This is a genomic window from Nocardia carnea NBRC 14403, assembly GCF_000308515.1.
Lineage (GTDB): Bacteria > Actinomycetota > Actinomycetes > Mycobacteriales > Mycobacteriaceae > Nocardia > Nocardia carnea.
In genome coordinates this window covers 21895-33564 of the sequence record NZ_BAFV01000006.1, presented here as the reverse complement: position 1 = coordinate 33564, position 11670 = coordinate 21895, and the positions used below count along the sequence as shown (strand labels likewise).

Here is an 11670-nt window from a genome sequence, read left to right as displayed (position 1 = left end):
TATCGCCACATCACCGCTGTGGTGGCGGCCGTTGAACGAGTGACCGTATCGGGAATACGAAACCTCTTCCTTACGGCAGAGTGTCATTGCCTGGCGAAACGCGCTGAGCCGGTTGTATCGACCGGCGACCTACAGTCAGGGTCTGTCAAGAATCGTGACTCGCCGGCCGTCGGGATCCACGGTGGATACGGCGCCGCGAGCCGACCGTACGTACTTTACGGCGACTCTGCCCAAAGCTGCCTCCGGGTCGGCAACCGTGAGTGTGATTTCCGGATTCCCTGCTTGATCGTCGTTCGCTTGCGCTTGACGCATGACCAGGCGGGGAAGGATCTCGATAATCCCGTCTCGGGTCAACATTTCTTCGTTCAGGAGTTTCCGTAATAGTCTGCGCAACGCTCGATATCGTGAGTGGACGAGCCCGATATGTTCGGGTCGGTGGCCGAAGATATTCTTTCGCTGCTTCCTCCGCTTATCGGCAAGATGGTCTCGGTCGATCTTGAACGGAGTGTAATGCTGCAGTGGTCCGGCAGAACCGGGCGTCCTACGTATCGCCTGCTGGGAATACGGGCGTGGACGACACCCTCGACCGAACCGACACAGTCGGAGAAGAATGGTTCGGTCACTCGCGATCGGGCGTTGCTCGGCGCCGGCAACGTGTAGTGCCGGGGTGGGGCCCGGCTGCTGGTTGCCGGTCGGCCAGTAGGGAACTCATGGTCTCCCACAGCATTGCGCCCATACTGAACAGACCGATCGCCCGCTCCTAGCCGAGCCTTCGCGGAAACAGGTCGTCGGTCGACTCGCTCCAGCCGAGGTCGTCGCCCAGCGCGGCGACGTAACCAGGGACAGGTTCATGCCGTAGACCAGCTTCCGCATGTCTCGGGGGTCTAGAACAGCTCGACGTAGGAAACGCGGCACCGCCACTCAGGTTGGGCTACCGAACCCCAGCCGAGTAGGCTGCCGCCTACCGATGCCAGCACGATCGAATGCGGGGACGGTAGGCCCACCGCCACAGCGCGGCGAACGAGACCGGCCCCTAGCCAAATTCAGTGGCCGAAGGCTGGTCGGGCTCGTCACGCCAACCCGTGCGCTAGTCCGATACCACCGAATCCGTCGCCGTACCCGACAGATCCAGTCCTGCGGCAGGATGTCGATACAGGTCGTGTGTCAGGCGCGAGAAGCAACGGGGATAGGATGGGATGAGAAGTATTTCTCAGGCGAGGTGGAATGCACTCGCTGGCTACTGTCGTCACCCGCAGGCTGCGCTACTCCTGCAGGAACTTGCATGGTTCGAGTCCCGGTGCGGACGCGTAATCGCATCGGTGGTCGTCGACACCGATGGTCAATACTCGGCGGTAATGCTGGCGCGCGACCTTCGGGAACGGTTCCGGTTCGTCGCGTTGACCGACTTCCACGACCGACCCGAGGATGCCCTCGTCGATCTCCACGACAGGACGAATCGACTGCTTCCAGTAGTGGAAGAGCAACGCGAGCAAGGTGACGAGGCCGGGCCGCCCGTCGATTTCTTCGAACCTGTTGTCGCCGAGAACAAACTGCATTCGAGCTTCCGCACCATTTCCTCGGGGAACGCGTACCGTGCGGCACGCGAGATCATCCGCGTGATGATGCGATGGCATGAAGACGTCGACGGGAATTTCGTCGAGCAGTTCCAGACCTCAGGTTTCGATGCACGGCTCTGGGAGTTGTATCTGTATGCCGTGCTGATCGAAGCTGGGTTGTCGGTCTCCCATCCCAAACCCGCGCCGGACTTTCTGGCGAGAGGACTCTCTGGCGAAGTCGCGATCGAGGCGACCACCATCAACCCCAGCATAGGTCCCGACGGTCGGCCGCAACGGCCACCCACCCCGCGCACTCCTGAAGAACTGGACGATTACAGAAGGAATTACCTGCCCATCCGGTACGCGGGTCCGCTGACAACAAAACTGGGCAAGAAATACTGGAACCGTCCGGCGGTGGCGGGCAAGCCCTTGGTCTTCGCCATCCAGGACTTCCATGCACCGATGTCCATGATCCACAGCGGCCACGCGCTGGAGACCTACCTGTATGGTCTCGAACACGAAGCAGCACGCGATGATCAAGGCAAACTGGTCATCCGTGCCTCCCCGATCAACGAGCATCGGTGGGGAGCCAAAACGGTGCCATCGGGTTTCTTTTCGCTGCCCGAGGCACGGTACGTCAGCGCGGTAATCTTCAACAGCGGCGGAACGCTGACCAAGTTCAACCGGATGGGCACAAGTGCTGGCTTCGGCGCGGACGGCGTCGTTCTCATCCGCGAGGGCAGGGCCTGGAACCCCGATCCCGACTCATCCACCCCGGTCAGTTTCCTGCACTTCGTGACCGAGGGATACCTCGAATCCTGGGTCGAGGGTATGGATGTGTATCACAACCCCCATGCCGTGCACCCCTTCGACCCGGAGTTGTTGCCGATGGCGGCGCATCACCGTCTGATCGAGAACGGGCAAATCGAGATGACGAATGCGACGCCCTGGAAGCCGATAGGTTCGGTTACCTCCATCATCGAACTGAGTGCGAACGCCGCGCCGAGCAGCGACAACGCGCAGTGAACGGCTGCGCAGCCGCCATTGTCACGGCGTCTTGCAGCGAAGCGGCAGAGCGCACGGCTGGCGTCCACACGCAACGAGATTGTCCAGAGTTCGCGAGGCGAAGATCCGCCTTCCTTCAAAGGCCCTGAGCAGCGCTGCTACGACAGAGTATGAGGCAATGGAGGTCGAGGGCCGCCAGGATGGTTCGTCACACGATCTTCTGGAGGTGTTTCGGTCGGATGCTTGAGCAGCGGTACGCCCGGGCCGATCGTGGAGGTTATGGCTGTGGGGCCGATGGCAGGTTGATTGCACCAGTGAGCAACGGTCGAATGATTCCATGAAGTACCTGCTCTTCGCACATGGCCATGCGGTGCTCAAGGTTCATGGAACACATCGGGGCAGACGCTTTGTCGGCCCACTCGGTCACGTCCAAGTAACCGGTCGTTGCCTCACCGTCGAGCACGAGATGCTCCCGGACATCCCCTTCGGTCCACTGCAATGGTGTCCGGAAGGTGAGCAGCGGGGTCAACTCCTCGGTCGAAGCAATTCGTTTCGCCGAGTTTTCGGGAACCAACCAGCGTGGATCCGAAACCGGTGGTTCGAAACCGATTCTGATCCTGCCGAGGTGCGGTGCGAGCACGTGCCCGCGCCGATGACGGTCGATGCGGGCGAGTTCTTCGATCCACCACAGAGCGTTGGAAAAGTGGTCGGGTTCAGCATGGAACGGTTGGATCAGACCCAGCAGGCCGAAGGTCGTGTCCGATAGGGCTCTCAGGTCGGAGCGATGCTGAGGCTTGTAGAACGCTGCGGATTCTGTCTTGATGGGGAAGTAGATGCGCCGTGCGTTCGGTGGCGGGTCTTGGCGGCTGTCGCGTATGGCCAACTGGTATGCGGTTCCATCCAGCGCCGCGCGTAGCTGATAGAGCCACTCGCCGAACAGCGTGCTCAACCGGACAGGGATCGGCGTAACGGTGCGTACCCCGAAGACCCACTCGCCAGACCTTACGCCCGGCACCGCAGTTAGGCGGCGCGGATGCCCGCCGAGGTGCCTTGCCCACCGGCGACCGATTTCGCGGCGAGTCTCCCCTGCTCGATGCACTCGGTCGTCACACAGTTCGATGGCCTGGCCAGTGTCGGCGTCTGTGGTCATGGACGTATTGTTGCTCACGAAGCTCTCCGTTCCGGTGCGAGTGAGCCCACTGCCGAACGGCTCTTCGAGGCGGAAACGTGGCTCCCGTCCAATCCCGTCACTCCCGACCGGGCGCTGTCGGTGTTCATGAATTCCTTCGCCTGTGGTCGGTAGGTTGTGGTCCCATATGCGCATGGCTTCACGGACCCGGCGCCGCAAATTTTGCGTCGGCAGCGTGCCCACAAGGCCGCACACAAGCCGGGAACCGGACCGCCATACCCCGTACTCTGATCTCGGGTATGCAGCATCTGCCTGGGCTCCGGCAATGCATTCGCCCGCACTGACCAGCCGCGAAGCACCCGAGTAATTGCTGCACCAGGTATCCGAGCCGCCCGCAGTTGAAGAACCGACGGGCAGCTCACGCCAGACAGGCTCGCGCACGACCGCAAACGGCCGGCGCCAGCCCTGATGCCAGCACACCTGCGCGCCGATCTCGGCTGCGGCGAGGTCATGGGCGCAACACGATTGCCTGTGCCATGACACCGGCCAGACTTGGTGAGAACGGTGATTCCGACCACCGCGTGTGCATCCGCCGCACACACGTCCTCCGCCGCAACGTCCATACCGCCCTATGGACGACTCGTGTGACGTGTGGGCGCCCGGCGCTCCCCGAGACTGTTCGAGGTCCGGCTACGGTATCTACGGCGACCGGTCCCGGCGGGCCGGAAACTGTCACTGGCAACGGATCCCGGCGCACATCCAGGCCGGATCGTGCTTTCGACCTCCACACAGCGCACCACTACGCCTCCGTGGATCGGTCCTCCTCCTCGTCGGTGTATGTCCGATCATCGATAGCGTCCTCGAAGATCTCCACCACCCAGCCGTGGCTGCCGTGGGAGCTTCGAGGGAAGCCGTCGCTGTCGCGTTCGTCGACAACCCACACAGTCACCGAATGGATCCGGACCGCTCGTCCTCTGCTCGTCGCTTCCATCGCAAGCTCTATTCCTTCACGCAGAGAGCGTTCGACCGGATTCCGACGAGCATCGAGCTTGCCGACTATCCAGCTGGTCCAGGTAGTCTGCGGCTTCAGCCCGTCGAGATGAGCCCATCGCGCCGGATCCACGTCGTCGTAACCGACATCGGGTTCGCCGGTCCGCGGTTCGATGCTCCAACGGACCTGAGGCTCGAGATCGCGGTCCACATAGTTTTCCAAGCGCAGCGGTAAGACCGGCCGTTCACTGGTTACCAGGTCTGTCCCGTGTGACGTCATCACTGCGTAGAGCTCGTCTGCGGTGCGCGGTTCACCGAGTCGGTCTGCATAATCCAGGCTCGAATAGATCGGACCATGCCAACCCCAGTCACCGTATGACGGAGTGCTGCAGTGGCGTTCGAGGAACCTGCGGATGGATTCCCGAACAGGTTCAGGGAATTCGTCCGTCGACGGCAGGGCGAGAGTCTCGCGCGGCATATCGGGTTCGGGCAGGGCCAGTTCCTGCAGGTAGTCATTGAGCCGCGTCACCAGCTTGCTCGCCAAATGCAGATGATCGGCCCCCAGGGTCGTCACCAGCTGGAGGTCAGGACTGGGGATCCCGATGCTGCTGTCGACCATCAAGGAAAAGATCTGTGCCCTGGCCGGGGTGGAGTACTGGATGAAGTAGCGCATGGTCAGGTGTCCTTTGTTTCTCGTGAGCAGCGCACAGCGCAGCCCACCGAATGGTGTTGGCAAGGGGGAGAACAGTCCGCACCGGCATGGTGTCCGACACGGCAACGTCCACTTGATGTTCAGATCGGCATGGTGTCCGACTCGACGTCTGCTCAGCGTAGCAGTCGTCCGCTTCCGCCGCCGGAAGCGAATCCGATGCCCGAATGACAAACATCCCAGGTCACTTCGACGACCTCCTCGCCAGCAGAGACACCGGGAAGGGCCACCATCTCGGCACGCCGACGATATACAGGATTTGCCCGTGGAATCAGTCGATCGTTCAGGTTACCGTAGCGCGCCGAGCGAACCACGCGGCGAGGAACAACATGGTGCCCACACTGCATCAATTTCCACGCGGCGCCAGGACGCCTTCCCGTCCGGGCACCCCCGCGTGCAACAGCCGAAGTCAGCACCGGAACCCTGGGGCGCAAGCCGCGACTTGCGCCCCACTGATCACCCGAACACGAGGCTATCCAGCCAGCTCTCACCTTTTCCCGGATTATGCACCGCACTCTCACCTTTTCCTGGACTATGCCGCATGAGAAAATCCGGAACTACTCGAGAGTTCCCACTACACAGAGTCAGTCCACTCTCACCTTTTCCCGGATTGCACAACCCATTTCACGACTCCCGACTCAGGGCCCACCGCCTGCCTGATGTCCGGCCGAGACAAGCCGGTCGGGATCGTGGAGACTGAATCGAGTCGGTGCTGGACGAGCACGTTTCGGCGCCACGCATTATGTCAACTTGTGCGCGATGAAGACGGCAACGGCTGTCGGCGTGATGGATCACCCCACCAGCGGGAAGCCCGTCCCTGCCACATGAGCAGACAGTTGGGGAACTGGACTTGCACGACAGCGTCATTGGGGACGACGGTCTCATCGAGCTGGCCACATCCCGAGAAGATCAAATGATCTTCCCCGCCTTCTCCCCTGCGCTCAACCGCTGACGGTGCAGCTCTGACTGCGGGGCGTCAGGAGATCCCGTCGGCCCCATTCCCAGAGGGCCAGCGGTCGGTGATCATCTCGGTCATCTCGGTCACCCAGGTATCGTCGAGGGCGGCGTCATGGCGGATGAGGATACGGAAGATCGCGGTGCCCGCCACGACCTCGGCGAGCATGGGCAACTGGTCGTCCTCGCGGCGCTCCTGGCCGTAGCGGGATTCGAAAGCGGCCAGATTGCCGGCCAACCGGTCGATCATCATGCGGTGCACTTCGGGAGCGGCGACAGTGTCGGCGATCAGGCCCGGCAATGCCAGCCGCACTTCCGGTCTGTCGAACATCGCGCGGACCGTCTCGACCAATGCGCGGATATCCCGGCGGACATCACCGGAACCGTCCGGCGTGGGAATCGTTTCGGCGGACAGCACGGCCTCGTGCACGAGCTGCGCCTTTCCCGACCATCGCCGGTAGATGGCGGCCGTGGTTGTCCCGGCTCGCGCGGCGATCGCCGATAACGACAGTGCTGGATAGCCCGTCTGTAGTAGTAGTTCCCGGGTGGCCGTGATGATCGCGGCGTCGATCCTGCCGTCGCGCGGGCGGCCCGGCGTAGATCGCGCAGACCTCTTGCCTTCCCTGCCGCCTTCTGCTGTCATGATCCCATCGTAATTCCAATACGGTGTGCATCATATTTGAGGGAGAGCGTGTGAACCTGAGCCCACTCGACGAGTACCCGATTCATCAGACACCGGCGCCCCTCACCTGGCCCGCCACCTCCGACCGGAATTTCTACGACCGCTCGTACTTCAACGTGCTCGACCGCGGCGGCCGCTTCATGGCCCTGACCGGAATCGGCTACTACCCACGCCTGGGCGTCAAGGACGCCTACTTCGTCGTCCGCCGCGGATACACCCAGACCGCGGTGCACCTGAGCGACGCCATCGACGACGACCGTCTCCACCAGAACGTCAACGGCTACCGTCTCGACGTCGTCGAACCGTTGCAGGAACTGCACCTCACCTTGGCCGAAACCGAGGGCATCGCCGCGGATCTGACCTGGCGCGGGCTGTTCCCCGCCGCCCTGGAACTTCCGCACGACATGCTGACCGAGCGACGAGTGACATTGCAGGCGTCCCGGTTCGCCCAGGTCGGCACGTGGCAGGGCTGGATCGACGTCGACGGCGAACGGCTGACAGTCGATCACGACACCAGTGTGGCGAGCCGCGACCGATCCTGGGGTATCCGGCCGGTCGGTGAGCCGGAACCGGCGGGCCGGCCCGATGCCGCATTCCGCGGAATGTGGTGGCTCTACCTGCCGCTGGCCTTCGACGACTTCCAACTGTTCCTGATCCTGCAAGAAGACCCCGACGGCCACCGGAGCCTCTACGACTGCACCCGCCGCTGGCGCGACGGCCGCGTCGAACAACTCGACGGAGTGCGCGCCACCATCCACTATGCGCCCGGGACACGGATCCCGCAGGGCGCCCATATCTCGTTCATGAACCGCGCCGGGGACCGGATCGAGCTCGATATCGAATCGAAGCTCTTTGCGCCCATCGCGTTCGGGTCGGGCTACGGTGGCGACTCCTCGTGGGCCCACGGCACGTGGAAGGAGGGACCGTTCTCCGAACGGGTCAGCTTCGACCTCACAGATCCCGCGGTGATGGCCCGGGCGCCGTTCAGTCTCATCGACCATATCGGCGCGGCCGTATGCACCGAAGCCGACGGGCAGGTCCGCGAGGGTGCAGGGTTGTTCGAGCACGGTGTGATCGGACCGCACTATCCGTCGGGTTTCTCCGACTGGACCGACGTAGCGGAATAGGCACGACGTATGAAGATCATGACAGCGCTGTACGGCCCCACTGATGCGGTCGAACGCGCGAAAGTGCTGCAGGAAGCCGGCGCGTCCGGAGTGTTCACCTTCGAAGGCCCCTTCGATGTGTTCACGCCGCTGGTGCTGGCATCGGCAGTCGAGGGGCTCGACGTGATGTCCAATGTCGCGATTGCTCTCCCCCGCAATCCGATCCAGCTCGCCCATCAGGCCAACGATCTGCAACTGCTCACGGAGGGGCGTTTCATCTTGGGGCTGGGCACGCAGGTGCGCGCGCAGATAGAGAAGCGCTACGGGGCCGAGTTCGACCGTCCGGTCGCCCGGATGAAGGAGATGGTGGGGGCGCTGCGCGCGATCTTCGCGGCGTGGAACGACGGTGCACGGCTGGACTTCCGCGGCGAGTACTACCGGCACACCCTGATGACGCCGACGTTCGTACCGGGGCCGAACCCGTTCGGGCCGCCGCCGATCTATCTCGGCGCACTGGGCCCCCGGCTGACCAGGGCGACCGCGGAGGTGGCCGACGGTTTGCTGGTGATGCCGTTCGGGACGAAGCGGTTCCTGCACGATACGACGATGCCGGCCGTCCATGCGGGGCTGGCCGCGGCCGGTCGCAGCGAGGACGATTTCGAAGTGGTGCCCGAGATCATCGTGTCGGTGGCCGACGGACGAGACGACGACCATGCCTCGACCCGGATGCTGCTGGCGTTCTACGGTTCCACCCCGGCCTACCGGCCGGTGCTCGACGCCCACGGCTGGGGCGATCTGCAGCCGGAGCTGAACGCGATGTCGAAGCAGGGCCGCTGGAAAGAGATGGCGTCCCTGATCGACGACGAGATACTGCACACCATCGCCGCCTGCGGTACCCCGGCCGAGGTGGCCGCGCATATTCGGGACCGTGTCGATGGTGTATCGGACCGGATCTGCCTGTATCAGCCGGGTCCCATCGCGGTCGACGCGCTCGCCGAGATCGTGGACGCGCTGGGAGGATCGCCGTGTCGGTGACCACGATCGAGTTCGACGACGTCACCGACGACCGCTACGGCGGCAAGGCAGCCGGCCTCGCGCAACTGCGCCGTCTCGGGCTTGCGGTGCCGGTGGGATTCGTCGTCGCCGATGTTTCCGGACCGGGCGTTGTCGAGGCGGCGGCGGAGAGGTTCGTCCGGATGGCTGCCGCCGGTGCGACCCCCGTGGCGGTCAGGTCGTCGGCGGCCGGAGAAGACGGGGACGAGCAGTCCTTCGCCGGGCAATACGACACGGTACTGAGTGTCGATTCCGTGGACGCTTTCGCCGCAGCTGTGCGCACCTGCGCAGCCTCGGTCCAGTCCCGGCGGGCCTCGTCCTACAGCGGACGAGGCAGCGCCACCATGCATGTAGTGGTTCAGCAGATGGTCGACGCGCGCGCGGCCGGTGTCGTGTTCACCGCGGACCCGACGACCGGCCGCCGCGATCTCATGGTGATCGATGCCGTCACCGGGCTCGGCGAAGCGCTGGTCGACGGTACGGCCTCCCCCGACCATATCGTCCTGGATTCGCGCGGTGTGCCCGCCGTGCACGAGGTCGGTGAGGTGCCGGTTCTGTCGCCGGAGGAGATCGCGGATATCCGGTCCGCTGCTCTGCGCGCCTCCGAACACTGGCGCCGGCCGATGGATCTCGAATGGGCGATCGACCGGTCCGGGAAATTGTGGTGGTTGCAGGCGCGGCCGATCACCACGCTGCCCGGCGATCTGAACGAGATGGATTCACCGCTCGCGGGCGCCGACCACGTGTATACGCGCTGCAATATCGGCGAGATGATGCCGGGGGCTTTCTGCCCGCTGACGGCGTCGGTATCCGGTTATGCCATCGATTACGCGATGCAGATGACGCAGGTGGTGGCGCGGGCCCAGCCCGGTTATGAGAAGCCGTGGCTGCAGGTCGGCTATTTCTACGGCCACATGTTCTTGAACCTGACCGAAGGTACGGCGCTGAGTTCGGGTCTTCTGGGTAATTCGCTGGAGCAGTTCTCGATGTCGATCTGCGGTCGGGTGGTCGACGAGCTGCAGGCGAAACCGCCGAAGCCGTTCGCTCGCAAGCTCGTCAACACCGTCCGGCTCACTACGCATGCGCTGTCGGCCGGTCCGGCGATCCGTGGTTTGGGCGACCGGATCGCCGAATTCCGGATCCCGGCCGGTGACGATCCACGGCTCATCATGCGCCAGTTGGAATCCGGCGTCGAACGGTACTGCGACATCACCTTGACCCATGTGCGGTCGTCGTCACGTGCTGCGGTGGCCGCCAATATTCTCGAAAGCGTTCTCATGCGTCAGGCGGTCGAGAAGGGACGCAGTGAGGAAGAGGGCCGGGCCGAAGCGGCGAGGCTGATGGCCGGCGCTTCCGAAGTCGAGAGTGCGCTCATGCTGGAGGAGCTCGATTCGGTCGTGCGCATCGTCGCCGCCGACACTGCGGTCGCCGAGGAGTTTCTGGCGAAGAAGCCGGATGATGCCGTCGGTGAGTTGCAGGCTGCCGACAGTCTCGGGGGTAGGGCGTTGCGGCGTTTCCTGGGCCGTCATGGTCACCGCGGATACCGTGAGCTGTGTATGCGTGATCCTTCCTGGGCGGAAGACCCGGGGGGTTTGGGGGCGATGATGCAGGTCATGCTGCGCTCAGCTCTCGATCCGGTTGACCGTGGGCCGGTGCACGCTCGTATCGATGCGCCCAGCTCGGGCATTGTCGGGCTTCTCGCCCGGCTGGCGCGGGGCGGCGCGCGCGGGCGTGAGGAGACGAAGTCGAAGATGGCTTCGATGGCGCATGCGCTCAAGCTCGGCTACCGGCACCTGGGCGAGGTGCTGGCGGGGTCGGGGCGGCTGCCTGATGCCGATCTCGTCTTCTTCTTCGATCGTGGGGAATTGCACCGCGTCGTCGGTACGGAAGACATCTCCGGTCTCGTGCAGGGCGCCCTGAAGCGTCGGGAGGCGCTGGCGTTCCAGGAGTCGCTCGAGTTCGATGATGTGTCGGTGGGGCGGCCGGAACCTCTCATCGTCGTGCCGCAGCAGGGAATCACCGGCGGCCAGATTTCCGGCCGGCCCGCCGGCCGGGGAACCGTGGAAGGCGTGGTGCGTGTCGCGAAGTCGATTGTCGAGGCACGTGAGGTGCAGCGGGGTGAGATTTTGGTGGCTCCGGTCACCGATGTGGGTTGGACCCCGTATTTCACTGTCATCGCTGCACTTGTCACCGATATCGGCAGCTCGGTATCGCATGGCGCGGTGGTGGCGCGCGAGTACGGTTTGCCGTGCGTCGTCAACACTTTGGTGGCCACTCGGGTGCTTCGGACCGGCGAGCGGGTACGCGTGGACGGGGATCGAGGTCTGGTCACCCGCTTGGATGAGTCGTGGCCATCGAACTGACGAATATCCCTCTCCCCCTTGTCGGGTGAGAAAAGAACGGTTCCCGAATTTCATCACAGTGACGTTGAAGGAGAGGCTTCCCGTATCGCGAACCCCGAATCCTCCACGCACTCCCGGCCCGCC

At 63.8% G+C, this 11670-nt stretch carries 8 protein-coding genes; 5 read left to right on the top strand and 3 right to left on the bottom strand.

The window, feature by feature from the left end:
• Positions 1–435 precede the first annotated feature (435 nt).
• On the top strand, positions 436–660 hold the full coding sequence (locus tag ON22_RS01725) for a hypothetical protein (protein WP_156052377.1): 225 nt from the start codon (positions 436–438) through the stop codon (positions 658–660).
• A gap of 659 nt (positions 661–1319) precedes the next feature.
• Positions 1320–2582, top strand: a complete 1263-nt coding sequence (locus ON22_RS01720; RefSeq protein WP_231508706.1) for a hypothetical protein — start codon at positions 1320–1322, stop codon at positions 2580–2582.
• 256 nt (positions 2583–2838) lie between these two features.
• On the opposite strand, the gene ON22_RS01715 is transcribed toward ON22_RS01720, so the two are convergent.
• The 3 genes from ON22_RS01715 to ON22_RS01700 all read right to left on the bottom strand — a co-directional run bounded on the left by ON22_RS01715 (position 2839) and on the right by ON22_RS01700 (position 6986).
• Complete coding sequence (locus ON22_RS01715) at positions 2839–3711, bottom strand: hypothetical protein (protein ID WP_156052378.1); 873 nt, start codon at positions 3709–3711, stop codon at positions 2839–2841.
• 778 nt (positions 3712–4489) lie between these two features.
• A complete protein-coding gene (locus tag ON22_RS01705) occupies positions 4490–5353 on the bottom strand; it encodes a hypothetical protein (protein ID WP_033246093.1) in 864 nt (287 codons plus the stop codon).
• Between the two features lie 1012 nt (positions 5354–6365).
• Positions 6366–6986, bottom strand: coding sequence for a TetR-like C-terminal domain-containing protein (locus tag ON22_RS01700; RefSeq protein ID WP_033246094.1), 621 nt, complete (start codon positions 6984–6986; stop codon positions 6366–6368).
• Between the two features lie 50 nt (positions 6987–7036).
• On the opposite strand from ON22_RS01700, the gene ON22_RS01695 reads away from it, so the two are divergent.
• The 3 genes from ON22_RS01695 to ON22_RS01685 are packed head-to-tail and all read left to right on the top strand — an operon-like array spanning position 7037 to position 11547.
• A complete protein-coding gene (locus tag ON22_RS01695; RefSeq protein ID WP_033246095.1) occupies positions 7037–8152 on the top strand; it encodes an Rv3169 family protein in 1116 nt (371 codons plus the stop codon).
• A gap of 9 nt (positions 8153–8161) precedes the next feature.
• Entirely contained in the window at positions 8162–9166 is a 1005-nt protein-coding gene (locus tag ON22_RS01690) for a TIGR03617 family F420-dependent LLM class oxidoreductase (RefSeq protein ID WP_033246096.1), read from the top strand.
• The gene (locus tag ON22_RS01685; protein ID WP_033246097.1) at positions 9157–11547 is read left to right on the top strand and encodes a PEP/pyruvate-binding domain-containing protein; all 2391 of its coding nucleotides are present in this window, start codon (positions 9157–9159) and stop codon (positions 11545–11547) included. The genes ON22_RS01690 and ON22_RS01685 overlap by 10 nt, the downstream gene beginning before the upstream one ends.
• Positions 11548–11670 lie beyond the last annotated feature (123 nt).